Origin of the sequence: Streptomyces sp. MCA2, assembly GCF_023544705.1 — a bacterium.
In the GTDB taxonomy this organism is placed as follows: domain Bacteria; phylum Actinomycetota; class Actinomycetes; order Streptomycetales; family Streptomycetaceae; genus Streptomyces; species Streptomyces decoyicus.
In genome coordinates this window covers 34,413-58,703 of the sequence record NZ_JAMJFM010000011.1, presented here as the reverse complement: position 1 = coordinate 58,703, position 24,291 = coordinate 34,413, and the positions used below count along the sequence as shown (strand labels likewise).

Annotated in this window: 22 protein-coding genes; 14 read left to right on the top strand and 8 right to left on the bottom strand. The window is 71.6% G+C overall.

Going from position 1 to position 24,291, the window contains the following annotated elements:
- Positions 1 to 80 precede the first annotated feature (80 nt).
- Positions 81 to 587, top strand: coding sequence for a MarR family winged helix-turn-helix transcriptional regulator (locus M8I34_RS11550; RefSeq protein WP_030983864.1), 507 nt, complete (start codon positions 81 to 83; stop codon positions 585 to 587).
- A 465-nt stretch (positions 588 to 1,052) separates the two neighbouring features.
- Here M8I34_RS11550 and M8I34_RS11545 read toward each other — a convergent pair whose 3' ends face one another.
- Positions 1,053 to 2,276, bottom strand: a complete 1,224-nt coding sequence (locus M8I34_RS11545; protein ID WP_284050217.1) for an oxidoreductase — start codon at positions 2,274 to 2,276, stop codon at positions 1,053 to 1,055.
- A gap of 573 nt (positions 2,277 to 2,849) precedes the next feature.
- On the opposite strand from M8I34_RS11545, the gene M8I34_RS11540 reads away from it, so the two are divergent.
- The gene (locus tag M8I34_RS11540) at positions 2,850 to 3,263 is read left to right on the top strand and encodes an SsgA family sporulation/cell division regulator (protein ID WP_250049330.1); all 414 of its coding nucleotides are present in this window, start codon (positions 2,850 to 2,852) and stop codon (positions 3,261 to 3,263) included.
- A gap of 139 nt (positions 3,264 to 3,402) precedes the next feature.
- On the opposite strand, the gene M8I34_RS11535 is transcribed toward M8I34_RS11540, so the two are convergent.
- Positions 3,403 to 4,206 (bottom strand): TetR/AcrR family transcriptional regulator, encoded by an 804-nt coding sequence (locus M8I34_RS11535; protein WP_250049329.1) that lies wholly within the window; start codon positions 4,204 to 4,206, stop codon positions 3,403 to 3,405.
- Between the two features lie 138 nt (positions 4,207 to 4,344).
- On the opposite strand from M8I34_RS11535, the gene M8I34_RS11530 reads away from it, so the two are divergent.
- The 3 genes from M8I34_RS11530 (at position 4,345) to M8I34_RS11520 (ending at position 7,283) form a co-directional block, all read left to right on the top strand.
- Positions 4,345 to 4,863, top strand: a complete 519-nt coding sequence (locus M8I34_RS11530; protein ID WP_250049328.1) for a PH domain-containing protein — start codon at positions 4,345 to 4,347, stop codon at positions 4,861 to 4,863.
- On the top strand, positions 4,860 to 6,650 hold the full coding sequence (locus tag M8I34_RS11525) for a PH domain-containing protein (protein ID WP_250049327.1): 1,791 nt from the start codon (positions 4,860 to 4,862) through the stop codon (positions 6,648 to 6,650). The genes M8I34_RS11530 and M8I34_RS11525 overlap by 4 nt, the downstream gene beginning before the upstream one ends.
- Before the next feature lie 219 nt (positions 6,651 to 6,869).
- The gene (locus M8I34_RS11520; RefSeq protein WP_244417833.1) at positions 6,870 to 7,283 is read left to right on the top strand and encodes an SsgA family sporulation/cell division regulator; all 414 of its coding nucleotides are present in this window, start codon (positions 6,870 to 6,872) and stop codon (positions 7,281 to 7,283) included.
- 210 nt (positions 7,284 to 7,493) lie between these two features.
- Here the strand turns inward: M8I34_RS11520 and M8I34_RS11515 are convergent, their stop codons facing one another.
- Entirely contained in the window at positions 7,494 to 8,282 is a 789-nt protein-coding gene (locus M8I34_RS11515) for a polysaccharide deacetylase family protein (protein WP_374210888.1), read from the bottom strand.
- Positions 8,283 to 8,415: 133 nt separating this feature from the next.
- Between M8I34_RS11515 and M8I34_RS11510 the strand changes: the two genes are divergently transcribed.
- The 4 genes from M8I34_RS11510 to M8I34_RS11495 all read left to right on the top strand — a co-directional run bounded on the left by M8I34_RS11510 (position 8,416) and on the right by M8I34_RS11495 (position 11,998).
- The gene (locus tag M8I34_RS11510; protein WP_250049326.1) at positions 8,416 to 9,123 is read left to right on the top strand and encodes a response regulator transcription factor; all 708 of its coding nucleotides are present in this window, start codon (positions 8,416 to 8,418) and stop codon (positions 9,121 to 9,123) included.
- Positions 9,120 to 10,787, top strand: a complete 1,668-nt coding sequence (locus M8I34_RS11505; protein WP_250049325.1) for a HAMP domain-containing sensor histidine kinase — start codon at positions 9,120 to 9,122, stop codon at positions 10,785 to 10,787. The genes M8I34_RS11510 and M8I34_RS11505 overlap by 4 nt, the downstream gene beginning before the upstream one ends.
- Entirely contained in the window at positions 10,784 to 11,479 is a 696-nt protein-coding gene (locus M8I34_RS11500) for a hypothetical protein (protein WP_250049324.1), read from the top strand. The genes M8I34_RS11505 and M8I34_RS11500 overlap by 4 nt, the downstream gene beginning before the upstream one ends.
- Positions 11,480 to 11,596: 117 nt before the next feature.
- Complete coding sequence (locus tag M8I34_RS11495; protein ID WP_250049323.1) at positions 11,597 to 11,998, top strand: DUF1992 domain-containing protein; 402 nt, start codon at positions 11,597 to 11,599, stop codon at positions 11,996 to 11,998.
- 76 nt (positions 11,999 to 12,074) lie between these two features.
- On the opposite strand, the gene M8I34_RS11490 is transcribed toward M8I34_RS11495, so the two are convergent.
- The gene (locus M8I34_RS11490) at positions 12,075 to 13,349 is read right to left on the bottom strand and encodes a hypothetical protein (protein WP_250049322.1); all 1,275 of its coding nucleotides are present in this window, start codon (positions 13,347 to 13,349) and stop codon (positions 12,075 to 12,077) included.
- Positions 13,350 to 13,569: 220 nt separating this feature from the next.
- Here M8I34_RS11490 and M8I34_RS11485 point away from each other — a divergent pair, with 220 nt between their 5' ends.
- The 3 genes from M8I34_RS11485 to meaB are packed head-to-tail and all read left to right on the top strand — an operon-like array spanning position 13,570 to position 18,741.
- The gene (locus M8I34_RS11485) at positions 13,570 to 15,453 is read left to right on the top strand and encodes a methylmalonyl-CoA mutase family protein (RefSeq protein WP_250049321.1); all 1,884 of its coding nucleotides are present in this window, start codon (positions 13,570 to 13,572) and stop codon (positions 15,451 to 15,453) included.
- A complete protein-coding gene (scpA, locus tag M8I34_RS11480; protein ID WP_250049320.1) occupies positions 15,453 to 17,684 on the top strand; it encodes a methylmalonyl-CoA mutase in 2,232 nt (743 codons plus the stop codon). The genes M8I34_RS11485 and scpA overlap by 1 nt, the downstream gene beginning before the upstream one ends.
- A 10-nt stretch (positions 17,685 to 17,694) precedes the next feature.
- Positions 17,695 to 18,741, top strand: a complete 1,047-nt coding sequence (gene meaB, locus M8I34_RS11475; protein WP_250049319.1) for a methylmalonyl Co-A mutase-associated GTPase MeaB — start codon at positions 17,695 to 17,697, stop codon at positions 18,739 to 18,741.
- A 119-nt stretch (positions 18,742 to 18,860) separates the two neighbouring features.
- Here meaB and M8I34_RS11470 read toward each other — a convergent pair whose 3' ends face one another.
- Together M8I34_RS11470 and M8I34_RS11465 are read right to left on the bottom strand one after the other, a co-directional pair.
- Positions 18,861 to 19,781: a LysR family transcriptional regulator gene (locus M8I34_RS11470; RefSeq protein WP_250049318.1), complete on the bottom strand. Its 921-nt coding sequence runs from the start codon at positions 19,779 to 19,781 to the stop codon at positions 18,861 to 18,863.
- A gap of 108 nt (positions 19,782 to 19,889) precedes the next feature.
- Positions 19,890 to 20,393 carry an ATP-binding protein gene (locus tag M8I34_RS11465; RefSeq protein ID WP_250049317.1) on the bottom strand — a complete coding sequence of 168 codons (504 nt, stop codon included), beginning with the start codon at positions 20,391 to 20,393 and terminating at the stop codon, positions 19,890 to 19,892.
- Between the two features lie 196 nt (positions 20,394 to 20,589).
- Here M8I34_RS11465 and M8I34_RS11460 point away from each other — a divergent pair, with 196 nt between their 5' ends.
- Both M8I34_RS11460 and M8I34_RS11455 read left to right on the top strand, forming a co-directional pair.
- Positions 20,590 to 20,832: a DUF397 domain-containing protein gene (locus M8I34_RS11460; RefSeq protein WP_244417844.1), complete on the top strand. Its 243-nt coding sequence runs from the start codon at positions 20,590 to 20,592 to the stop codon at positions 20,830 to 20,832.
- Between the two features lie 112 nt (positions 20,833 to 20,944).
- Positions 20,945 to 21,853: a helix-turn-helix transcriptional regulator gene (locus tag M8I34_RS11455; protein WP_250049316.1), complete on the top strand. Its 909-nt coding sequence runs from the start codon at positions 20,945 to 20,947 to the stop codon at positions 21,851 to 21,853.
- Between the two features lie 81 nt (positions 21,854 to 21,934).
- On the opposite strand, the gene M8I34_RS11450 is transcribed toward M8I34_RS11455, so the two are convergent.
- On the bottom strand, positions 21,935 to 22,750 hold the full coding sequence (locus tag M8I34_RS11450; RefSeq protein WP_244417846.1) for an SAM-dependent methyltransferase: 816 nt from the start codon (positions 22,748 to 22,750) through the stop codon (positions 21,935 to 21,937).
- A 211-nt stretch (positions 22,751 to 22,961) separates the two neighbouring features.
- Complete coding sequence (locus tag M8I34_RS11445; protein ID WP_374210894.1) at positions 22,962 to 23,930, bottom strand: multicopper oxidase domain-containing protein; 969 nt, start codon at positions 23,928 to 23,930, stop codon at positions 22,962 to 22,964.
- Positions 23,931 to 24,291 lie beyond the last annotated feature (361 nt).

Below are 24,291 nucleotides of genomic sequence, written 5' to 3'. Positions count from 1 at the left end.
GCGCGGGTCAGGCGGCCTGCGGCAGGCACAATTAGGGGCGTACGGCTAGGGCATACGGCATGGCCGAGAGGAGTGTGCGGGTGACCGAGGACATCGTCGCGGGGGTGCTGCGCCAGTGGCAGCAGGTGCACCCCGGGCTGGACACCGGCCCGATGGCGGTGATCGGGCGGCTCAACCGCTGTTCCGCGCTGCTTCAGCAGGCGGCCGATGCGCCGCTGCGGAAGGCCGGGCTCACCCGTCCCGAGTTCGACATCCTCGGCACCTTGCGCCGGATGGACCGCGAGCTGACCCCCGGGCGGGTGGCGCGCGAGACCTTTGCGTCCGGTGCCGCGGTGACCAAACGCGTACGGCAGCTGGAAGAGCGTGGGCTGATCTCCCGCCGCCCCGACGACCGGGACCGCCGCGTCGCGCATCTCTCGCTCACCGACGAAGGACGCGAGACCATCGACCAGCTGCTGCCCGAACAGCTGCGGTACGAGGCGGCGCTGCTCGACGGCATCGGCGATCAGCGGCAGGAGGAACTCTCCGAGGCGCTAGGCGAGTTGCTGGTGGTGCTGGAGGGACGGCTCGGCAGCCTGATGGAGTGAGGAAGGCGCCCGTGGGTGGGCGGTGCCCCCCGGGCGCCCCAGGTGCCCCAGGTGCCCCCAGTAGGCGTAGTGGGGCCAAGGCCCCAACGGGGCGGCGGCGAACCCGGCGGGGCTCGACCTGGCCAAGAGGCCCACCTGGCCAAGAGGCAACCTCGCCAGAGGGCGAAACCGACTAGGGGCGGCGAACCGGGGTGGCGAGGGTTGCCCTGGTGAGGATGGACCCGGGGTGGGGTCGGGGCCGCGGCGGCCGACGGGCAGCCAGCAGACCGTCAGACGCCCGGGGCCCGCGCCCCGTCCGCCACCCGGTCGGCCACCCCGGTACGACCGGCCGGACCCTCGCCCCGTCCGCCACCCGGGCCGGCCACCCCGACCCGGCCGACCGGACCCTCGCCCCCCCTTCCTCAGCCCCTCCTCAGCCCGTCCGCCGCGCCGAGTCGGCGCGCCCGTTCCGCGTCAGGCTCGCCGTCACGGCTCCAGTCGTGCGATCCGGCCCCGCTCGCCGGCGGCCCAACATCCCAGGTCAGGGGCGCAGTCGACGGTGTCGTACGAACCGTTGTCGAAGGTGTGCCAGGTGCGGCCCGCGTCGAGTGTCAGATCGCTGCCGGACGGGCCGACCGCCACGGCGAGGCGCCGGGAATGCGGGAGCCAGGCGGCGCCGGAGCGATAGGCCTTCGGGGGTTCGGCGGCCGGTGTCCAGGTGGCGCCGGCGTCATTGCTGACCGCGGCGGCATGGGGCGAGGGCTGGTCGGGGCGGAAATCGCCGCCGACCGCGAGGGCGTGGGTGCGGTCGCGGAAGGCGAGCGCGAAGACGCCACGGGCCGGGTCGCCCGCCGGGATGGGGGTGTCGGTGACCGACCAGGTACGGCCGCGGTCGGCGGTGTGCAGGACGCGGGCGGTGGCCGCCCCGCCGGTCGCGATCCAGGCATCACGGCTGCCCGCCGACACCAGACACTGACCGCTGGCGGCGAACGCGGCTTCGCCCTTCTGGGCCGACGGCATGCCGTCCGACGGCAGTACGCGCCAACTGCGGCCCCCGTCCGCGGTGGACAGGATGCGGTACCTGCCGTCGACGGGATCGCTGAGTGCGATGCCGTGCCGCCGGTCGAAGAACGTCAGGCAGTCGTAGAACGCACGAGGGTCGGTGTTGCGGAAGCTTTCGGTCCAGGTGGCACCGGCATCGTCGGTGCGGAAGACGCGTGAGGCCTCGCCCTCGCCGATCGCGAGGACGACCGCGCGGCGTGCATCAAGCGCTTCGATGTCGCGGAACTCCAGCTCCCCGGCGCCGGGCGGGGAGATGTCCCTCCAGTGCTTGCCGCCGTCGTGGGTGCGCAGCACGGTGCCCGCCGTGCCGGCGACCCAGGCCGTCGTGCGGCTGACGGCCGCCAGACCCCGGAAACGGGCGGTGCTGCCGCTGTCCTTGAGCCGCCAGCCGGCGTGCGGGGTGGTGAGCGACGCCGCCGAGACCGGCTCGCCGGCCGAAGCCGGTGCCGCCGCGTACGAACGCGCCTCCCTGGTTCCGTACGACCGCACATACCTGCTTCCGTACGAACCCGCGTCCCCGGTTCCATGCGGATTCTCGTACGTGGTTTCCGGCGGATTCCCGTACGTGGTTCCGTGCGCACTCGCGTATGTGGGTCCGTACGTGTCGGTGTCCGTCGGCCGGGCGGCGGACGCCGGGCCGGATGCCATCGTGGCGAGCGCCGCCGCGCCGGCCGTTACGGCCGCCCAGCGCCGGGCTTTCCGTGTGCGCCGCGCCCGCCTCGTGTCCCTGTCCGAGCTCTCCCACAACAAGCGTCCCGTGCGCCGCATTCGCCCCACCCCGCTCTGGTTTTGGGCTGGAAGCTAGCCCAGCCCGCCCGCGCCGTCCAGACCGCCCCTCGCTCGCGGTCGAGCGCAGCCGCCCCCAGCCGACCGTCCCCGCCCGCGGCAACAGCCCGAGCCACCGGCAGCCGACGGGGTCGCGATTACGGCGCACCGCCAACGCACCACCAACGCGCTGTCAAGGCCCCGCCGACACGCCACCGACGCGCCCACACGCCCCCGCGCCGACGCGCCTGACGGCCCCGAAGCACCTGACGGTCCATCACTTCACGCCCTTGAGGCCCGGTCACCCGCTCCGGGCGCACAGCAAAGAGGGCATATGCGTACATTCAAAGGTCCGTGACGCAGGTCACGCAGGAATCCAATGCACCTGGTGGGATGCCCTACGCGTCCTAGTGGTCAAAGACCCAACGATCCGCACCGAATGCAAGGGAGCCGGCGATGTCCAGCGTCATCGATCAAGCCGTTCAGGCCCGTCTCATCGCGACCGCTCCCCGGTCACAGGTGATTCCGGCGAGCCTGCGTTACGACCGCGCCGATCCGTTCGCGGTGCATTTGGTCTTTCCGCCCGCCGCGTCGCTGGACGGCGCGGAGGTGACGTGGACGTTCGGGCGGGACCTGCTGGAGGAGGGCCTGAGCGAGCCGGCCGGGGCGGGCGATGTGCAGATCTGGCCGTACGACTCCGATGACGTGGTGGTGGAGTTCCACGCCGTCAGCGGCATGGCGGTGGTGCAGTTCGACGTACACGAGCTGCGGGCCTTCCTGACCCGGTCCTACCAACTCGTCGCCAAGGGCGACGAGGCGGGACACCTGGATGTCGAGGCCGATCTCGTCGCCCTGTTGCGCGAGGCGTAGGACTCGCCCCTGAAGGCAAAGACAAAGGCGGAGTCGAAAGCGAAGGCGCAGGCGCAGGCGAAAGCGAAGATGCGGGCGCCGGCGGCGAAGAGGCGCTCCATCGAGGCCGTCGCACATACGAGTTCGGCGCGCACTCCCCTCAAGCCCGCTCCGCCGCCGATACCGGGCGATCCCCGGCGGATGAAGACGGCGCCTCCCCTCCTCCCGACGAGGGCGACACCTCCCCTTCTCCGGACGAACGCGGCACTCCGCCCCCTCCGGACGAACGCGGCACCCCGCCCCCTCCGGACGCAGGTGCCGCATCCACCCCGCGGCCGGAGGACGTCGGCCCTTCCGCGGCCCGCTCCGCCCCGAAGAGGTTCGCCAGATGCAGATCCAGCAGCCGTAGCGCGGTGCTGGGGTCGTGCACACCCAGCAGGACGTAGGTGGCGAGGCCGTCGGCCGTGCTGATCAGCAGCATCGCCTCGTCCTCGGTGGCGCGTTCCGGTGGCAGCTCACCGCGGTCCGCGGCCAGCCGCAGTTGGTCGGCGAAGAAGGCACGGAGCTGAGGGATGCCGCTCTCGGCCTCGGCGCGCAGGGCCTCGTCATGGATGGCGCGGGCGAAGTAGGCGGCACCGACCAGCAGCCCGATGCGACTCTTGTCGTCCAGCGGCAGCATGCCCGACAGACAGGCCCGCAGCACCTGGCGGGGCGTCGGCTCCTCGGTCAGCGACTCGATGCGGGCGCGAATCCGGTCCGCGGCGAGCCGGTTGATGTGCTGGAGGGCGAAGACGAGCATCTCGTCCTTGGTGCGGAAGTAGTGCTGGAGCCGCCCGAGCGAGATACCGGCCTCCGCGGCGACATCGCGCAGGCTCGCGCCGTCCAGCCCGCGGGTACTCGCGATCCGCCACAGCGCCTCGGAGATCTCCTGGCGCCTGGCTTCGTGGTCCACCTTCTTGGGCACGGATGACCTCCCTCATACAGTGCGCGGTCCCTCGCACGTGGCTCCGGCTCGGGAGACCCGGCCCGCTTTTACAAGTCGCTTGTACCGTTATAACGTATCGCCACTCAATACGCTTGACTTGGAAACCGGTGACCCCTCATGCCCGAGCCTGCCGCCCCACTGCTGCGCCCGCCCCGCCACCGTGTCGATCCCCGGGCCCGTCGCTGGTGGACGGTCCAGGCACTGCTGACGCTCAGCGGTCCGATGCTGCTCACCGCACTGACCATGGCGGTCCTGTCCCTCCTCTTCTTCCCGGGCGCACTGCCGTGGCTGGGCCCGCTCCTGCTGGTCGTGCTCGTCCTGCCGGCCGTGGGCTACCTCGCGGTCATGCCGCGGTGGCGGTACGCGGTGCACGCCTGGGAGCTGGGCGAGCGGGCGGTCTACGCGGCCGGCGGCTGGTTCTGGCAGAAGCGGCGGATCGCACCGCTGACCCGGGTGCAGACGGTGGACACGGTGCGCGGCCCGCTTCAACGGCGGTACGGGCTCGCGACGGTGACCGTCACCACCGCCTCGACCGCGGGCGACATCAAGATCGCGGGGCTGTCCGACGCGGACGCCGAGGAACTGTCCCGGCGGATCGGCGAGGCGGCGCAGGACGTACCGGGTGATGCCGCATGAGCGCGCCCCTGGAACCCGAGGTCCCGGGCACGGCCCACGACGCACCCGGAGTGGACCGCACCGTACGCGGCACACACCCCGGCATACCCGGCCCACTTCCGGAGGTATCCGGCATACCCGGCGCACACCCCGATACCCCCGGGACGCCCAGCGCGCACCCCGACGCATCCGCCACACCCAGCACACACCCCGCCACCCCCTCCGTCACGGCCCAGTGGCGGCGGCTGGATCCGCGCACCCTTCTGGTGCACTGCGGCTGGATGGCCGCACCGCTCGGTTCGCTGGCGCTGACGGCGCTGGCCACCGGGGGCCGGATCACCACCGGGGCCTGGTTCACGCTCGCCGCCATCGCCGCCTCGTTCGCCGTCGTCACCACGATCGGCCTGATCCGCTGGGCCCGTACGGAGTTCCGTGTCGCCCTCCCCCGGAGTGCGGACGGCACGGGAGAGGGTTCCGTCGACGGAAGCCACGGACACCCGGCCCTCACCCTCGACGTACGCAGCGGGCTGCTGACCCGGCGGCTGCGCAGTGTGCCGCTGCACCGCATCCGCACCGTCGATCTGACGGCGTCACCGCTGCACCGGCTGCTGGGTGTCACCGTGCTGCGGGCCGGTACGGCGGGCTCGGGGGACGGCCGCAGCGAGCTGTCGCTGGAGGCGCTCGCCGTTCCGGAGGCGGAACGGCTGCGTGCGGAACTGCTCGCGTACGCGGATGCCGAGGCGGTCGCGAACGACCCCGTGGTGGCCCGTATCAGCTGGCGCTGGCTGCGGTATGCGCCGCTCACCTTCTGGGTCGTCGGCGGGGTGTTCGTGGTGGCCGGTTCGGCCTACCGGGTCCTGGACGGCATCGGCATCGAGGCCTGGAAACTCGGCTTCGTCCAGCGGGCGTTCACCGAATTCGGTGCGAGCGCGCTCTGGCTGACGGTTCCGGTCGCGCTGCTCGTCGTCCTCGCCCTCGGCTCGGTCGGCGCCCTCGCCCTGTACATCGAGAACTGGTGGAACTACTGCCTGGAGTGGACCGACGCGCGCACTCTGCGGGTGCGCCGCGGCCTGTTCACCACCCGCTCGGTCACCATCGAACGGGCCCGGCTGCGCGGAGTGTTGCTGCGCGAACCGCTGCTGCTGCGAGCCGGTGGCGGGGCCCTGGTACGGGCCGTAGCGGGAGGCCTGGGCAACCACGAGGAGAACCGCAAGCGCAGCGGGCTGCTGCCGCCGGCGCCCCGTCCGGAGGCGCTGCGGGTGGCGGGCGGCGCCCTGCGGTCACCCTTCCCGGGAAGCACGTCGCCGGCAGCGCTGGCAGCGCACCCCCGCGTCGCCCTTCGCCGGCGCCGGGTGCGCGGGCTGCTGTGGGCGGTGCTGCCCGGCACCGCCGTCCTCGCCGCTCTCGGCGCCGCGTTCACCCCCGTACTGCTGCACTGCGCCTGGATCTACGCGGTGGTCAGCACGGCGGTCGTGCTGTGGCTGGCCCGGGACGCGTACCGCAATCTGGGGCACGGCGTGGACGGCCCGTATCTGGTCGCCCGCTCGGGCACCTTCAGCCGCGACACCCTCGCCCTCCAGCGCGAGGCCATCGCGGCCTGGACGTTCTCCACTTCGCCGTTCAGCCGCCGGGCCGGTCTGGTCACGCTCACCGCGGCGGTCGCGGCGGGCGAGGACGGCTATCGCCTCCCTGACCTCGCGGCCGCCGAGGCCCCGCGCTTCGCCGCGGCGGCGGCCCCGGGGATCCTGGAGGAGTTCCTGACGCACCCCGGGACATCGGCACATCTGCCGGAGCAGCGACTGCCGTAGCGGCGGGGGAACTGCACGTGAGGGATGCGTCCTTACTGTTGGCCGGCTGACAACCGTTCCGGTGGGGACGCCCCGCTCACGGCGTGCGGCGGACCGCCGGACAACGCCGCGGCAACATGAGATACATCACACACATGTCGCGTGCACGGCGAGCGCGGGCACACCGTCCTACTGGACGAGCCATTGCCCATGACCCGGCAGCCGTGAGGGAGCAGCGCGATGAACCCAGTCATCGACCAAGCCGTCCAGGTCCGCCTCATCGCCACCACCTTCGGCCCGCATGCAGTGCCGGCGGTGCTGCACTATCAGCCCGCCGATCCGCTGGCGGTACGGATGTTCTTCCCACCGGAGATCTCGCTGGACGGCTCCGCCGTGGACTGGGCGTTCGCCCGCGAGCTGCTCGACGAGGGGCTGCGGGCGCCTGCTGGGCGGGGCGATGTGCGGGTGCGTCCGTCCGGCCCGGACCGCACGGTGATGGAGTTCCACGCCGAGGAGGGCATCGCCATGGTCCAGTTGAAGACCGCGGATGTCCGGCTGTTCCTCGCCCGTTCCTACGAGGCCGTGCCCGCGGGCGGCGAGCTGGCGCACCTCGGCATGGAGCGCGGCCTCGCGGAGCTGTTCGGCGCGGCGTGAGGCGGAGCATGAGGCACGGCATGGGACACGGCGGGAGGCCGAGCGTGGGGCACGCCATGGAGCAGGGCGAGGTGTTCACGGCGTAGGGCCGGGGGGAGGAGACCGTCGTCCCCGGGGTGTCCGACACGGCCCGGCCAAGCCCGCGAAAACCGGAAAGCCCCGCCCCGCCCGCGGTCGAGCAGGCGGACGGCGGGGCTTCCCGGTCATCCCTCAGCGCTTCGGGAACCCGAACCCGTAACCCTGCTGCTGCAACCACGGCAGCAGCCCGTCCAGCGCATCGACGGTCCGGGAGCGGTCACCCCCGCCGTCGTGGAACAGGATCGTGGGCCCTTTGGGGAGTTCGCCGCGCACCGTTGCCTTGATGCGCTCGACGGTGCCGCCCTCGAAGTCCTTGCTGTCGACGTTCCAGCCCAGCGGGCGCATACCCTGCTTCGCGGCCAGCTGCCGGCTGTAGGGCGTGAAGGCGCCGCCAGGGGCGCGGTAGTACTCGACCTGCGCGCCGCCCGCCGCGTCCTCGATCATCTTCTGCGCGTCGAGTATCTGCTGCGACTGGTAGCTCTCCGGCTGGTGATCCATGCCGGTGTTGTGGCTGATGGTGTGGTCACAGAGCTTGTGCCCGGCGGCCACCACCTTCTTGACCAGGTCCGGGTGCGCCTCGGCCTGCGGGCCGATCATGCAGAAGACCGCTTTGACGTTGTACTTCTTCAGCACGTCGAGCACCTTCGGGGTCCAGACCGGGTCCGGGCCGTCGTCGATGGTGATGTTCAGGCTGCGGCCGGGGCGGTCCGAGGCGTGCACGATGGAGGAATCGACCGGTGCGACGGGGGCCGCCCGCTTGGCCTTGGCCCCGACGCCTTCCGCCTCGGCCTGGGAGGCCGATCCGAAGTTGCCGAACGCGAGCGTCCCCGCAACCGCGAGTGAGACCACTGCCGCCGCAGCCACCCCGATGATGCCGCTCTGCATGCCGAAGCGCCGTGCCATCCCGATCCCGTCCCTCATACCGTGCTCGTGTGCGTACCGACGGCGGTGGGTGTGTGTGCCACGCACCGCCTTGCACCACGTGAGATGCAGCAGAGTTCGGGCAGGCTGCTCCTGTTACCGATCCATCATGAAACTTATTGATACTGGACCCATGCCACGTGTACTTCTGATCGAGGACGACGCCGCCGTACGGGACGGAGTGTCCCTGGCCCTACGGCGGCGCGGCCACGAAGTGGCCGCAGCGGCCAGCGGCGAGGAGGGTCTCGATGTCCTGCCGGGCTTCCGCCCGGACATCGTGCTGCTGGATCTGATGCTCCCGGGCAAGGACGGCTTCGAGGTCTGCCGGCTGATCCGCGCCGATCGGCAGCTGCCGATCATCATGCTCACCGCCCGTGGCGACGACCTCGATGTGGTGCTCGGACTGGAGGCCGGGGCCGACGACTACATCGTCAAGCCGGCCCGCGGTGAGGTCCTCGAAGCACGCATCCGTGCGGTGCTGCGCCGTACCGCGCCGCCGGCCGATGGCGCCCCGGCCGTCGCCGAGCGGGGCCCGTCCCCGGTCGAGACCTACGGCGAACTGGCCATAGACCGCGCCGGTCTGGTCGTCGGCAAGGGCGGCAAGGACCTGGCGCTGGCCCCCTCGGAGATGAAACTGCTGCTGTTCCTGTCCGCCACCCCGGGGCAGGTCTTCAGCCGCCAGCAGCTGCTGGAGCACGTGTGGGAGCACAGCTACCACGGTGATGCGCGGCTGGTCGACGCCTGCGTCATGCGGCTGCGGACGAAGATAGAGGACACCCCGCGCAGCCCCCGTTACGTCCAGACCGTGCGCGGCTTCGGCTACCGCTTCGGACCCCTGTGAAGCGCCCCCGCCGCTGGGCGGACCTCCCCCGTCTCCGGCACGGGAACCCCCAGCTGCTGCGTGGACTGCGGGCCCGGCTCGTCGTGGGATTCCTGGTGGTGGCCGCGGTCAGTGCGCTGACCACCGCGCTGCTGACCTACCAGGAGGCCCGTAACGCCATCCTCCAGAGCGCCCAGGACACCGCCGTCAACGATCTGCGGGCGCAGGTCAATTCGCTGGCACCCGAGCTCCCGGTGCCACCGTCGCAGGCCGACCTGGACTCCCTCCGCGTCCAGCTGGAGCGCTCCGGAAAGGCTCGGGACTGGGGCATTTCGGTGCATTACCGCGGCATGCGGGACAGCGGCGCGGGAAGCCTGCGGAGCGATATCGTGATGCCTGACGACCTCAAGAGGTCGGTGGAGAAGCGCCATGTACCGGTCTTCCAACGCGTGGAGCGCGACGGGGACCCCTATCTGCTGATCGGGATGCCGGTGCGGCAGACCGACGGCCATGCCTCCCCGCTCTCCGTCTATGCCCAACTCCCGCTGTACGACGAGGAGACCAATGTCGAGGCCCTGGTGACCGCCGCCCAGCGGGGCGCGCTGCCGGTGCTGGTGCTGACCGTGATCCCGGCGCTGCTCGCCGCGCGCGGTGTGCTCCGGCCCGTCCGGGGGCTGCGGCAGGCCGCCGGGCGGATAGCCGAGGGCAAGCTGGACACCCGGCTGGAGGTCAAGGGCGCCGATGAACTCGCTGATCTGTCCCAGACGTTCAACGACATGGCGGCACGGCTGGAGGAGAGCATGGCCGAGCTGCGCCGGCTGGAGTCCAACGCCCGGCGGTTCGCGGCCGATGTCTCCCACGAGCTGCGGACGCCGCTCGCGGCGATGTCCGCGGTCACCGATGTGCTCGACGAGGACGCCGACTCCCTCGACCCCGACACCGCCTCCGCGGTCCGGCTGATCAGCCAGGAGACCGGGAAGCTGGCGCGGATGGTGGAGGACCTGATGGAGGTGTCACGGTTCGACGCGGGGGCCGCGGCGCTGCATCTGGACGAGGTGGACGTCGCCGAGACCATCCGCAAGACCCTTCAGGCCAGGGCCTGGCAGAAGCGGGTGTCGGCGGACCTGCCGGCGAACGTACGGGCCGGGCTCGACCCACGGCGGCTCGATGTGGTGGTCGCCAACCTGGTCGGCAACGCCCTGCACCACGGCGGCGAGCCGGTCCGGGTACGGCTGCACGCCCCCGAGCCGGGCGCGGACCGGCTGCTGATCGAGATCTCCGACAGCGGCCCCGGCATCGACCCCGAGGTCCTGCCGCATGTCTTCGACCGCTTCTACAAGGCGGACTCCGCCCGCGCCCGCTCGGAGGGCAGCGGCCTGGGGCTGGCCATCGCCCAGGAGAACGTACGGTTGCACGGCGGCTCCATGCGCGCCGCCAACGCCCCCGGGGGCGGCGCGGTGTTCACGGTGGATCTGCCGCTGCGCCACGAGGAGGCGGGCGAGCCGACGGCCGTCGGGGACTCCGGCCCGCCGGACGACGTCTGGGCGGCCGGGGAACGGACCCCGGACGACGACGGGGGTGCAGGGGCCCGTACCGCGGACGACGACCGGGCCGCCGGGGAGCGGACCGCGGACGACGACCGGGGCGGCGCACTCCCCGAAGCCGGGAAGGAGACCCACGCATGAGCGCCACGAACGCCCGGAACGCGCTGAACGCCCTCCGTGCGACGCGGGCCCGGCGGCGGGCGCTGACCGGGGCGTTCACCGCTGGGCTGGCCTGTGTCCTCACCGGAACCCTGGCCGGTGTGCTGGCCGGCTGCGGTATCGCGCCGACCGATGTCATCGACGCCGGCGAGCCCGCCACCGGCGTGAAGTCGCCGGGCCAGCCCGAGGCCGAGGTCCAGCTGTTCTTCTACGGACCGTCCGGGCTGCGCTCCGCGACCCGGCGGGCGAAGACACCGGCCGATCCGGAGCAGGCCCTTGAGATCCTGCTGAAGGGACCGAATCACGCCGAGCGGATGCGCGGCCTGTCCAGCGTGCTGTCGAAGTTCCCCGGACCGCTGACCGCCGCCACCCGTACGGGCAGCGTCGAGATCACCCTGCCGATCAACGCCAAGGGGCTGGACTCCGCCTCGCTGAACCAGCTGGTGTGCACCGCGGCCAACGCGCAGGTGCCCGGGAACAGGCCGCCGGAAGAGGTCACGGTGACGCTCGCGGGCGACTCCGCCCGTATCGGGCCCATGGTGTGCGGCGGCAACAACGCGTTCCCCGTCGTCGAGCCGAGCCCGACCCGCACCGCCTCGCCCGCCCCGACCCGGACCGCCACGGGCGGGACCGACGCGGGCCCGACGGACGTGGAACCGGGCCCGACGGGCTGACCGGCCGCCCCCACGGGCCCGCCCGGCGTTATCGTGAAGACGGGCATCCGCCCGCCCCGCACCGCGTCCGGAAGAGGAACGGCCGACCAGCCCCGGAAACCTCGGGAGACTCACGCGATGACCGAGCGCAAACCCCCCGGTGTCAGCTTCGAGACCTGGATCGACAAACAGATCCGCGAGGCGACGGAGCGCGGCGAATTCGCCCACCTCTCCGGTGCCGGCAAGCCGCTCCCCCATCTCGACCAGCCATATGACGAGATGTGGTGGATCAAGGACAAGATGAGCCGGGAGAATCTCTCCTGTCTGCCACCGAGCCTCGTACTGCGCAAGGAGGCCGAGGACGCCCTGGAGGCGGCGGTCCAGGCTCCCACCGAGGCCGCGCTGCGCCGCATCCTGACCGCGGTCAACGAGCGGATCGACGCGGCGCTCCGTACGCCGCTCGAAGGCCCGCCGCTGCATCTCGCACCGTTCGACATCGACGAGGTGGCCGGTAAGTGGCGCCAGGAGCACGGGAGTTGAAGCGCGGACGCGGTCCGGGCCGGCCCGTCGGCGACCAGGCGCACCGCTCCACACCCAGCGCCCGGCCCCGCCGTCGTCACCGCCCGGCGGGCCCCATCCGTACGCGCAGGAAGCGCGGCCGGTAGAGCTCCACATCGCCGTTGACCCGGGGGTCGGCCGGGACGCCGGGCGGGCCGAGCCAATTGACGTCGTAGCTGAGCAGAAACTCCCCGTTTGCCGTGAATTCCGGGTGTATCTGGGGGTTGTAGACGGCGACATGCTGCGGGTCGGGGGCCGGCGGGCGGGGCGGGGTGAGGCGGCCGTTCGGCCCGTGCCAGGGGCCGAACGGTGAACAGGACCAGTAGCTGGTGAGCGCCCGCATCCCCGCCGCGCCGTCTCCCCCGGTGTCCATGGTGATCAGCACCCAGGCCGGACCGTCGCGCACGACGCTGAAGGCGCTGCCGACGCCGCGCCGGCCGCCGGCCCGCAGCACCGGTCCGGCCCGCCCGGCCTGCCGCCGCCAGTGGGCGCCGTCCCGGAACCGCCAGCTGCCGCGGTCCGCGAGCCGCCCGGCCGGGACCCGCGCGAGAAAGGCGCTGGAGGCGGGTGACGAGGGCGGGTCATCGCTGCCGAAGACGTAGGTCCAGCCGCCGTCGCGGACCGCCGCCGCCCCGTAGAGGACGCGTCGACCCGGGTCCGCGACGGAGGCCGGGCCGACGGTCTCCGTGATGCCTTCGAGGCGCAGCGCGGGGAGCGACAGCGTGGCGACCTCAGTGGCGTGCGGCACGCCGAAGATCCACGGTCCGGTTCCGGGCGCGCGGTGCCACAGCAGCACCCGGACGACCTTCTCGGGTGCGCCGGGCGTACGGGGCTCCACGCTCGCGCGGACCGGCCAGCGCCAGCCACCACCGGGCGGGTCGGGGAAGAACGGTCCAGGTGCTCCCGCGGCGGGGCCGCCGGTCAGGGTGCGCTCCAGCCGGCCCGAACGGGACATCACCACGGCGGAGTTGTGCCGCAGCAGCGGGACACCGGTGTCGGCGGTGCGCCAACGGTGCTTCTGCCCCTGCGGGTTGGGCGGCGGCTGGATCCGGTCGAGGAAGGTGTCGGAGAAGAGCCAGAGGGTGCGGCCGTCGGGAAGGCGCACCGAGTGGGTGCCGTCGCCGCCGGTCCAGTCGTCCATACGGGCGTTGTCATCGCCATAACGAGCGAATTCCGCGGTATGCCAGGAATCTACGGACCAGGAGGCGATCCGGCGCCCCGCGCAGTCCGCGGCCCGGCCGGAGGGAGCTGCCCGCGGCAGCCCCCACAGGGGCGCGACGCCGAGAAGCAGGGCGGCGACGGCCGCGGTGCGGATCATCGGCCCCTTGGACATGGCGCTCCTCGGTCGGTGCCGCGCCACCGTACTGAACCGCCGCCGCGTGTCCCGGGGCGGCGCGTCCGGTACGGAAAAAGATGACTCCGTGCCATACGGACGACCCGCCCCACCTGCCCCTTCCGACGCATAAATATGAAGATCCATGGGAGGTCAACGAGTGCAACGTCACAGCTGGAGCCCCTGCTCCAGCTAACGGTCGTTCGCCTAGCCTGCTGCCATGACCGCCGAGTCCCCCGAACTCCCCCTGGCCGCCGCCTTCCCCGATGCCGATCGAGAGCAGTGGCAGCGCCTCGTCGAAGGCGTGCTGCGCAAATCGGGCGTCACCGAGGCGACGGGCACCGCCGCCGAGGACGCGCTCGCCACCGATCTCCAGGACGGCATCCGCATCCGCCCGCTCTACACCGCCGAGGACGGCACGGCCTCCCTGGGCCATCCGGGCTTCCCGCCGTTCGTACGGGCCGGCCGGCCCGAGGGCACCTCCGTCGCCGGGTGGGACGTACGCCAGCGCCATGTCCACACCGATCCGCGGCGCGCCAATGAATCGGTGCTGGCCGATCTGGAGAACGGCGTCACCTCGGTCTGGCTGACCGTCGGCGACGGCGGGGTGCCGGTGGAGGGTCTGGAGCAGACGCTCGACGGCGTCTATCTGGACCTGGCCGCGGTGGTACTGGACGCGGGCGCCGATTTCGCGCCCGCCGCCGAGGAGTTGCTGCGGCTGTACACCGCGTCCGGCGCACCGCTGAGCGAGGCGGCCGGATGCCTGGGCGCCGACCCGCTCGGCCTGCTGGCCCGTACGGGCGACGACGCCAAGCTGCGCCTTCAGCTGGAGTCGGCCGCCCGGCTGGCCGCCCGCTGCACCGCCGAGGCGCCCGGCATCCGGGCGCTGGCCGTCGACGCGCTGCCGTACCACGAGGCGGGCGGCTCGGCCGCCGAGGAGCTGGGCATCTCGCTGGCCACCGGCGTCGCCTATCTGCGGCAGCTGACGGCAGCCGGCATCGGTGTCGACGACGCCTGCCGGCAGCTGGAGTTCCGCTATGCCGCCTCCGCCGACCAGTTCCTGACGATCGCCAAGCTGCGCGCGGCCCGCCGGCTGTGGGCCCGGGTCGCCGAGGTCTGCGGGGCCTCGCCCGCCGCGTCGGCGCAGCGCCAGCACGCCGTCACGTCCACGGTCATGATGACCCGTCGGGACCCGTGGGTGAACATGCTGCGCACCACGGTCGCCGGGCTGTCCGCGGGCGTGGGCGGCGCGGATGCGGTGACGGTGCTGCCGTTCGACGCCGCGCTGGGCGTGCCCGACGCGTTCGCCCGCCGGATCGCCCGCAACACCCAGTCCGTGCTGCTGGAGGAGTCGCACCTGTCGAAGGTGATCGACCCGGCGGGCGGCTCCTGGTACGTGGAGAGCCTCACCGACGAACTGGCCCGTGCGGCCTGGGCCTGGTTCCAGGAGATCGAGGGCGCGGGCGGCCAGGCCGCCGCGCTGCGCTCCGGCATGATCGCCGGCCGGCTGGCCCGCACCTGGGAGCGCCGCACCGAAGACCTCGCCCGCCGCCGTGAACCGATCACCGGTGTCAGCGAGTTCCCCCATCTCGCCGAGCCGCCGGTACACCGCGAGCCGACACCCACGCCGATCGGCGGCGGGCTGCCGCGGGTGCGCAGGGACGACGCGTACGAGCGGCTGCGGTCGCGCTCCGATGACCACCTGGCGGCGAGCGGGGCCCGGCCGAAGGTCTTTCTGGCCGCGCTGGGCCCGGTGGCGGCCCACACCGCGCGGGTGGCGTTCGCCGCCAATCTGTTCCAGGCGGGCGGCATCGAGACGGTCGCGGAGCCCGCGCCGGTGGATGCGGAGTCGGTGGCCGAGGCGTTCGCCCGCAGTGGCGCGCGGATCGCCTGCCTGTGTTCGAGCGATGCGGTGTACGGCGAGCAGGCGGCGGCCGTGGCGGCCGCGCTGAAGTCGGCGGGGGCGCTGCGGGTGCATCTGGCCGGCAAGCCGGGTGAGCGCCGGGAGGAATGGGTAGCGGCCGGTGTGGACTCCTTTGTCTTCGCGGGCTGCGACGCGGTCGAGGTGCTGTCCTCGGCCCTGGATGTCATGGAGGTGGCGTGATGAACGACACGACACAGCAAGCGGGCGCCATCCCGGACTTCAGCACGGTCGAGCTGGGCGCCCCGGTCACCGCGGACGCCGCCGGTGACACCGGGGAGTGGGCCGCGGCCGTGGCGCAGTCCACCGGCAAGGGCGTGGCGGACCTGACGTGGGAGACGCCGGAGGGCATCGACGTCAAGCCGCTGTACACCGACGAGGATCTCGACGGTCTGGACTTCCTGGGGACGTACCCGGGGATCACGCCGTATCTGCGCGGCCCGTACCCGACGATGTACGTCAACCAGCCCTGGACGATCCGGCAGTACGCCGGGTTCTCCACCGCCGAGGAGTCCAACGCCTTCTACCGGCGCAATCTCGCGGCCGGCCAGAAGGGCCTGTCGGTCGCCTTCGACCTGCCCACGCACCGCGGCTACGACAGCGACCACCCGCGGGTGACCGGCGATGTCGGCATGGCGGGCGTCGCGATCGACTCCATCTATGACATGCGGCAGCTCTTCGAGGGCATCCCGCTGGACAAGATGACCGTGTCGATGACGATGAACGGCGCGGTGCTTCCGGTGCTGGCGCTGTACATCGTGGCCGCGGAGGAACAGGGCGTAGCGCCCGAGAAGCTGGCCGGGACCATCCAGAACGACATCCTCAAGGAGTTCATGGTCCGCAACACCTACATCTATCCCCCGCAGCCCTCGATGCGGATCATCTCCGACATCTTCGCGTACACCTCGCAGAAGATGCCGCGCTACAACTCCATCTCCATCTCCGGCTACCACATACAAGAGGCGGGCGCGACGGCCGACCTGGAGCTGGCGTACACCCTCGCGGACGGGGTGGAGTACCTGCGTGCGGGCATGGCGGCGGGCATGGACGTGGACTCCTTCGCGCCGCGGCTGTCGTTCTTCTGGGCGATCGGCATGAACTTCTTCATGGAGATCGCCAAGCTGCGGGCGGCCCGGCTGCTGTGGGCGCGGCTGGTCCAGCGCTTCGACCCGAAGAACCCCAAGTCCCTCTCGCTGCGCACCCATTCGCAGACCTCGGGCTGGTCGCTGACCGCGCAGGACGTGTTCAACAACGTCACGCGGACGTGTGTGGAGGCGATGGCGGCGACGCAGGGCCACACCCAGTCCCTGCACACGAACGCGCTCGACGAGGCCCTCGCCCTGCCCACCGACTTCTCCGCCCGGATCGCCCGTAACACCCAGCTCTTCCTCCAGCAGGAGTCGGGCACCTGCCGGGTCATCGACCCGTGGGGCGGCAGCGCCTACGTCGAGAAGCTCACCCACGATCTGGCGCAGCGGGCCTGGCAGCACATCGAAGAGGTCGAGGCGGCCGGCGGGATGGCCAAGGCCATCGACGCGGGCATCCCCAAGCTGCGTGTCGAGGAGGCGGCGGCGCGTACTCAGGCACGGATCGACTCGGGGCGGCAGGCGCTGATCGGCGTCAACAAGTACCGGGTGGAGACCGATGAGGAGATCGACGTCCTCAAGGTCGACAACTCGTCGGTGCGCGCCCAGCAGATCGAGAAGCTCAAGCGGCTGCGGGCCGAGCGCGACGAGGACGCCTGCCGGACGGCGCTGGAGGCGCTGACGGCGGCGGCGAAGTCCGGTCCCGGCGAGGGTCTGGAGGGCAATCTGCTGGCGCTGGCGGTGGATGCGGCCCGTGCCATGGCGACGGTCGGCGAGATCTCGGACGCCCTGGAGTCGGTCTACGGGCGGCACTCCGGCCAGATCCGTACGATCTCCGGTGTGTACCGAGACGAAGCGGGCCCCTCCTCCGGTGTCGAGCGCACCCGGGCGCTGGTGGCCGAGTTCGAGCGCGCCGAGGGGCGCCGGCCGCGCATCCTGGTGGCCAAGATGGGCCAGGACGGCCATGACCGCGGCCAGAAGGTGATCGCCACGGCCTTCGCCGACCTGGGCTTCGACGTCGATGTCGGCCCGCTGTTCCAGACCCCGGCCGAGGTGGCACGCCAGGCGGTGGAGGCGGACGTCCACATCGTCGGGGTGTCCTCGCTGGCGGCCGGGCATCTGACGCTGGTGCCCGCGCTCAAGGAGGCGCTGGCCGCGGAGGAGCGGGAGGACATCACCATCGTGGTGGGCGGGGTGATCCCGCCGCAGGACGTGCAGCCGCTGCGCGACATGGGCGCCGCCGCGGTCTTCCTGCCCGGCACGGTCATCCCCGAGGCCGCCCACGATCTGGTGCGGGACCTGGCATCGGTCCTGGGCCACGAGCTGTGAACGGGTGAGCATGCCTGCGAGGATCGATGTCGAACGGTATGCCGAAGGTGTCCGCGCGGGCTCCCGGGCCTGGATCGCCCGCGCCGTCACCCTGGTCGAGTCCACCCGGCCCGACCACCGGGCGGCGGCCCAGCGGCTGTTGATCGAGCTGCTGCCGTACTCCGGCTCGGCCCGCAGAGTGGGCATCAGCGGGGTGCCCGGCGTCGGCAAGTCGACCTTCATCGACGCCCTCGGTTCCCTGCTGACCGGCGCCGGGCACCGGGTGGCGGTGCTCGCCGTCGACCCGTCCTCCAGCCGTACCGGCGGCTCCATCCTGGGTGACAAGACCCGGATGGAGCGGCTGGCGACGGATCCGGCGGCGTTCGTCCGCCCCTCCCCCACGTCCGGCACGCTGGGCGGGGTGGCGCGGGCCACCCGGGAGTCCATCGTGGTGATGGAGGCCGCGGGCTATGACGTGGTCCTGGTGGAGACGGTCGGCGTCGGCCAGTCCGAGACCGCCGTCGCGGGCATGGTCGACACCTTTCTGCTGCTGACCCTGGCGCGCACCGGCGACCAGCTCCAGGGCATCAAGAAGGGCGTGCTGGAGCTGGCGGACCTGGTCTCCGTCAACAAGGCCGACGGCCCGCACGAGCGCGACGCCCGCTCCGCGGCCCGTGAACTGGCCGGTGCGCTGCGGCTGTTGCGCCCCCAAGCTCTCGACGACGCTCGAGCAGGGGGGACCCCCACCCCGGACGCGGCCTGGACACCCCCCGTGCTGACCTGTAGCGCCCGCGAGGGCACCGGTCTGAAGGGGCTCTGGGAGCGGGTCGAGCAGCATCGCACCCTTCTGGAGTCCACCGGTGCGCTGGCCGAACGGCGCCGTACCCAGCAGGTCGACTGGACCTGGTCGATGGTGCGCGAGCGGCTGATCGACCGCCTCCAGGAGCACCCCGAGGTGCGCCGGCTGGGCCCCGATGTCGAACGTGCCGTCCGCGACGGCGAGCTCACCGCGACCCTGGCGGCCGAGCGGCTGCTGGAGGCCTTCGGCCTGGGGGACGGGGCGGCGGGCGAGGCCTAGGCCGACGGCCGGGCGGTGTCCGGCCGCCCGGCCGTCGCACGCCCCGGCCCTGTCACGCCCCGGCCCTCCCCGATGCTCCAGCGCTCAAGAACTCCGGTCGGACCGACGCGACGTCTGACCTATCCCCCTGCACCCAACTCCCCCGCCGGGATGGTGCGTTGCGCCCGCTCGGCGAAGTGGGCGACGGCCATGTCACGGAACCGCGCGGCGGCCGTGGAGAGATAGCTGTCCTCGCGCCGGACCAGACTCAGGGTCCGTACGCAGTCGGGGGTGTCGAGGTGCAGCCAGGCGAGCGGCGTCCGGGAAAGATCGGCACGGGCGAGCGAGGGCATCAGCCCGATACCGAGACCTGCCGCGATCAGGAAGTGTGTGGCGCCCGGCTCGTCGCCCTCGCAGGAGATCACCGGGCGGCGTCCGATCGCGGTGAACAGCCGCTCCAGCAGGGCCCGTTGCCAGTGACCCGCCCGGGTGGTGATGAAGGGTTCCTCGGCGACCTCGGCGAGCGTCAGCCGGCCCCGGCCGGCCAGCGGATGACCGGCCGGCACGGCAAGCAGCACCTCTTCGTGCAGCAGCCGCACCGCGCCCAGACCGGGCCCGGACAGCGGCTGCGAGGCGAAGCAGAAGTCCACCTCCCGCGCCCGCAGCTGATCCCGCATCACCTCGGGCGTGGACTGGAAGCACCGGACGGTGACACCGGGATGGGCGGCACGGAATGCGGCCAGCAGCTCGGTGAGGGGCAGCAGGGTCTCGGCGGCGACGGCGACGGAGCCGTCGTCGAGCCCGGCGGCGTCGGCCGCCTCCCTGCGGGCGTCGTCGAGTTCGTCCAGCGCACGCTCGACCCGGGCCAGGAAGGCGGCGCCGCAGGGGTTGAGCCGGATGGTGCGGCCCTGCCGGTCGAAGAGCGGCACCCCCAGCTCCGCTTCCAGCCGGGCGATCGTCCGGCTCACCGAGGGCTGGGCCACCCGTAGTTCCGCTGCGGCCCGGCTGATGTGCTCTCGGCGCGCGACCTCCCGGAAGTAGCGCAGGGACAGCAGATCCATCGGCTTCTCGGACCTTCCGCTCGGGTGACGGCAACCCGGGAATCGTCACACACGGCAGGTCCGTGAAGTGTTCCGCTGAGGCGGGCCCGCCCCCCGTACGGGCCCGCCTCAGCCGCGCATCGACACCGTCGCCCACACCGTCTTGCCGGTGCGGTCCGGTGGTGTCCAGCCCCAGGCGTCGCTCAGCTGGTCGACGATGTGCAGTCCGCGCCCGGATTCCGACAGGGCGTCCGGGGGCCTGACGACGGGCGCTCCGGTGCCGGCGTCCGAGACCGCGCACAGCACCGTGGCGTTCTGCCGGGTCAGGGCGAGCCAGGCGTTGCAGAAGGGGGCGGGCACCTCGCGGGCCTCGTCCTCCCCGGGCGCCGTGCCGTAGCGCAGCGCATTGCTGACGAGTTCGGAGACGACCAGGGCCACGTCGTCGGCCACGTCGGCGCACAACTGCCAGCCGGCGAGAGTCGCCCGGGTGAACCGGCGGGCTTCCGGCACGGTGCGCGCGGAGCCGCTGAGGGCACAGGCGGCGAAACCGTCGGGAGCGGGCATCCACCAGCTGTCCTCGTGCGGTTCCTCCCTAAGGGCGTCGTGCACGGTCTCTGCCGGATGTGTGGTCATCAACATCTCCGCGAGGGCGATTTCAGGGCTGGGCCGGACTGCCTCGGAGAGCTAATATCCTCGGCAGCCGTCCCATGATGCAAGTGCATCTGCAATTACATCAGTAAGGACGGTCGCCCAGGGGCTCGTTCACGCCAAGGTGATCGCAGGCTCGAAAACGGTCGGAGAAGCGACCTCCAGCAAGGGAGCAGCTGATATGGAGTCGGTGACCAACGGCATGCAGGCGACCAGCATCGAAGGTGCCGTCTGGCGCAAGAGCCGCCGCAGCAACCCCAGCGGCAACTGTGTGGAACTGGCCGTTCTTTCGGACGGCGGGGTGGCGGTGCGCAACTCGCGGTTCGCCGCGGGTCCGGCCCTGGTCTACACCCGCGCCGAGATGGTGGCTTTCGTCCAGGGAGCCAAGGACGGCGACTTCGACGACCTCATCGCCGGCCACTGACAGATGCGCACCGCGATTGGCGCATATGTCGTTCGGATAGTCGCCCCGGCTGTACGAACCGCTCGGGGCGGTGGGACACTGGGCGCTCGCCCGACCACTCAGGGGAGTCAGCATGACCGCCGCGCAGCCGAGCAGCGATCCGTCCCTGCGCCGCTACCTGGACCATCCGCGCGGCGGCCCGACCGTCCTGCGTATCGTGCTGGGCACCCAGCTTCGCCGGCTGCGTGAAGGGGCGGGCATCACCCGGGAGGCCGCCGGGGACGCCATCCGCGGTTCGCACGCGAAGATCAGCCGCCTGGAGCTCGGCCGGGTGAGCTGCAAGGAGCGGGATGTCGCCGATCTGCTGACGCTCTATAACGTCACGGACGATGCGATCCGCTCCGACTTCCTCAAGCTGGCCCGCAAGACCAGCAGTCCGGGGTGGTGGCATCAGTACGGCGATGTGCTGCCCGGCTGGTTCGAGACGCATATCGGCCTCGAAGAAGCCGCCTCGGTGATCCGTACGTACGAAGTCCAGTTCGTGCCGGGCCTGTTGCAGACAGCGGACTACGCCCGTGCGGTGGCGCAGCTCGGGCATCCGCGGTCCTCCCCGGAGGAGATCGAGCGGCGGGTGCAGCTGCGCGTACAGCGTCAGGAGCTGCTGACCGTCCCGGACGCGCCGCGGGTGTGGGCCGTGATCGACGAGGCGTCACTGCGCCGTCCGCTCGGCGGCCCTGAGGTGATGGCAGGTCAGCTCAGACATCTGCTGAAGATGGCCGAGCTGCCGAATGTCACGTTGCAGATCGCGCCGTTCAGCCTCGGCGGCCTGGCGGCGGCCGGTGGTCCGATCACGATCCTGCGGTTCCTGGAGCCGGATCTGCCGGACATCGTCTATCTGGAGCAGCTGACCAGCGCGCTCTACCTGGACAAGCGCGATGATGTCGACCATTACCTCGCGGTGATGGACCGGCTCAGCGCACAGTCCGAGTCTCCTCGCGAGTCACGGGAGATCCTGGAGCGGCTGCTCAAGCAGGAGAACTGACGCGCCGCATCTCGGCGGAGAGAAGAGGGGCGGGGTGCCCGGTGGGCGCCCCGCCCCTCTTCCGCGCTGTGGCGCCCCGCCCTACACCTTGCGGGCGACGCCGCCGAACTCGATCCACTCCTGGGTGAGTTGCTTGGGGCCGATGTCCGCATCCGGCTTCCAGGTGGAGACCTCGACCAGGCCCGGCTCCTGGATCTCCAGCCCTTCCAGGAATCCCGCCAGCTCATGGGCCTGCCGCACCCGGCCCCACTGACCGTGGGTGCTGACCCGCATGAATTCGGTGACGAAGTCGCGGGTGGCGGCGTCCTCGCTGACGAGCTGACACACCACCAGGAAGCTGCCGGGCACGAGCCGGTCGGCGACCCGCTTGATCAGCCCGGCCGGGTCGTCGGCATCGGTTATGCAGTGGAGGACCGAGACGAACAGCGCGGCGACGGGCTCATCGAAATTGATCAGCCGCTCGACCTCGGGGCTGCCGAGGATGCCGTCGGTGTCGCGCATGTCCGCCTGGATGACGGCGGTGTTGGCGTTCTCCTCCAGCAGCGCGCGGCCGTGGGCCAGGACGATGGGGTCGTTGTCGACGTACACCACACGGGATTCCGGGTCGACCTGCTGGGCGACCTGGTGGACGTTGTCCTGGGTCGGCAGGCCTGATCCGTGGTCGATGAACTGCCGGATGCCGTGTTCGCGAGCCAGCCAGCGGACCACCCGCTGGAGAAAGCGCCGGTTGTTGATCGCCAGCACCTGGGTGCTCGGTACGACCTTGCTCAACTCTTCGCAGGCCTCGCGGTCGACCGCGTAGTTGTCCTTGCCACCCAGGTAGTAGTCGTACATCCGCGCCACACTCGGGATGCTGATATCAACGGCGCCTGCCTGCGGTTGTGATTCCTGGCTCATTCCACACTTTCCCGTCGCTTCGACAGTCATCAGCCATGGGGCAGGGGTGATCGCTCCGTATAGGAGTGACCACGCGCTGCAAGCCCCCAACATACCCATCGATCGGGGGTTGTTGCAGACGAGCGGCAGGGTCCCTTGAAGGAAGTGCGGGGTGTTGTTCCGCCGGGCACACATCAGTACCCCAACAGGCGTGCGAATCAAGGGTGTTCAATCAGCCAGATCGCGAGCCGGCGTGCCCGCCATGACCGTCATGGCCGGGAATCGTCCCATCAGGTTTGGCGATCAGGAGCAGCCCGGCCATCCCCATGTCGGAGTGGCTCTGGACATGGCAGTGATACATCCACGCGCCGGCCCCGACGCCTTCGCCGGCGACGACCTGGAAGCCGAAGGAGTCGGCGGGCCCGGTGATCTTGGTGTCGATGACACGGCTGGGGTCATCGGGGCCTCCGAGGAGGCCGGTGCGGTTGTCCGCCCAGCGATGACCGTGCACATGGAAGGTGTGGTAGTACTCCCCGTGCGTGATCATGATGATCTCGATCCGCTCGCCGACGGTCGCCCGGAAGTCGGGCCCGGCCGGCAGGTTGTTGATCGTCATGTCGTTGAAGACGATGGTGAACTGCCGGTCGGGCAGGGGGTCGCCGGCCCGGCGCACGACGACCGGGCCGTACATGCCGGCCCGGATGCCCCCGGTGCCGTGCTCGGTGCCGACCGCATGGTCGTGGTAGTGCCAGTAGCCGGCGCTCCCCGGCCGCCAGCTGCCGTCCTTGCGCCTGCCCGGTGCGTGGGTGCGCCAGGTGTAGGTGCGGGTGCCGCCGGGCTCGACGGAGCTGTGGCTCATCTTGGTTCCGTCGCTGGCCACGTCGTAGTCGAGGCCGTGGACGTGCAGGCTCGCCTCGACCTCCATGGTGTTCTCGAACTCGATGTGCAGGGTGTCGCCCTCGACGAGTTCGACAAGCGGGCCGGGGACGGAGGCCTTGCCCTTCTCCAGCCCGTATCCCCGCCTGCCGTCGGCCAGCTTCTCGGCGTACAGCTTCAGATGTTTCACCTCGCCCGCGGCCACCGCCCGTCTGCCGTCGGCGGCAGCCGGGGTGGCGGGGCCGGCGGCCGCGGTGACCGGCCCGAGCGCCGCGGCGGCGGCGCCGCCGGCCAGGAAGCGGCGGGTGAACAGGCGTCGCGGCAGGGTGCGGAGGGCGGGGTGCTCGACTGCCTCGGTCATCGTGCTCCCATCGGGTGGCGGGAAACGAACCGTCTGGGACGGTAGCCGCACGATCTTCGTTTATCCACGCCCAGGACAAAGTTTGTTGTACCGCGGTCATAGCTCTTGGCGGGCCACCAAAAGAGGTCTAGCTTCAACGGCTGTTCGGATGACCGGAGAGGGGTGGGTGGGCCAATGGGACGTACACCGCGTCAAGAACCCTCGGGCATACGGGGGTGGGGACGACGAGGGGCGGAGCGACTGCCGGGGCGGCCGACGGGAGCGCCGCGGGCTCGGCGGGAAAGACCCGGACCGGCCAAGTCCCGCAGACCGGGCGCACGTTACG

Bases quoted from the DNA above. Each gene is read 5' to 3' on its own strand.
- M8I34_RS11545 (WP_284050217.1), bottom strand. From the start codon at position 2,276: ATGGCATCCGGCCCGGCGTCCGCCGCCCGGCCGACGGACACCGACACG.
- M8I34_RS11540 (WP_250049330.1), top strand. From the start codon at position 2,850: ATGTCCAGCGTCATCGATCAAGCCGTTCAGGCCCGTCTCATCGCGACC.
- M8I34_RS11530 (WP_250049328.1), top strand. From the start codon at position 4,345: ATGCCCGAGCCTGCCGCCCCACTGCTGCGCCCGCCCCGCCACCGTGTC.
- M8I34_RS11525 (WP_250049327.1), top strand. From the start codon at position 4,860: ATGAGCGCGCCCCTGGAACCCGAGGTCCCGGGCACGGCCCACGACGCA.
- M8I34_RS11520 (WP_244417833.1), top strand. From the start codon at position 6,870: ATGAACCCAGTCATCGACCAAGCCGTCCAGGTCCGCCTCATCGCCACC.
- M8I34_RS11515 (WP_374210888.1), bottom strand. From the start codon at position 8,282: ATGAGGGACGGGATCGGGATGGCACGGCGCTTCGGCATGCAGAGCGGC.
- M8I34_RS11510 (WP_250049326.1), top strand. From the start codon at position 8,416: ATGCCACGTGTACTTCTGATCGAGGACGACGCCGCCGTACGGGACGGA.
- M8I34_RS11500 (WP_250049324.1), top strand. From the start codon at position 10,784: ATGAGCGCCACGAACGCCCGGAACGCGCTGAACGCCCTCCGTGCGACG.
- M8I34_RS11495 (WP_250049323.1), top strand. From the start codon at position 11,597: ATGACCGAGCGCAAACCCCCCGGTGTCAGCTTCGAGACCTGGATCGAC.
- M8I34_RS11490 (WP_250049322.1), bottom strand. From the start codon at position 13,349: ATGTCCAAGGGGCCGATGATCCGCACCGCGGCCGTCGCCGCCCTGCTT.
- M8I34_RS11485 (WP_250049321.1), top strand. From the start codon at position 13,570: ATGACCGCCGAGTCCCCCGAACTCCCCCTGGCCGCCGCCTTCCCCGAT.
- scpA (WP_250049320.1), top strand. From the start codon at position 15,453: ATGAACGACACGACACAGCAAGCGGGCGCCATCCCGGACTTCAGCACG.
- meaB (WP_250049319.1), top strand. From the start codon at position 17,695: ATGCCTGCGAGGATCGATGTCGAACGGTATGCCGAAGGTGTCCGCGCG.
- M8I34_RS11470 (WP_250049318.1), bottom strand. From the start codon at position 19,781: ATGGATCTGCTGTCCCTGCGCTACTTCCGGGAGGTCGCGCGCCGAGAG.
- M8I34_RS11465 (WP_250049317.1), bottom strand. From the start codon at position 20,393: ATGACCACACATCCGGCAGAGACCGTGCACGACGCCCTTAGGGAGGAA.
- M8I34_RS11460 (WP_244417844.1), top strand. From the start codon at position 20,590: ATGGAGTCGGTGACCAACGGCATGCAGGCGACCAGCATCGAAGGTGCC.
- M8I34_RS11455 (WP_250049316.1), top strand. From the start codon at position 20,945: ATGACCGCCGCGCAGCCGAGCAGCGATCCGTCCCTGCGCCGCTACCTG.
- M8I34_RS11450 (WP_244417846.1), bottom strand. From the start codon at position 22,750: ATGAGCCAGGAATCACAACCGCAGGCAGGCGCCGTTGATATCAGCATC.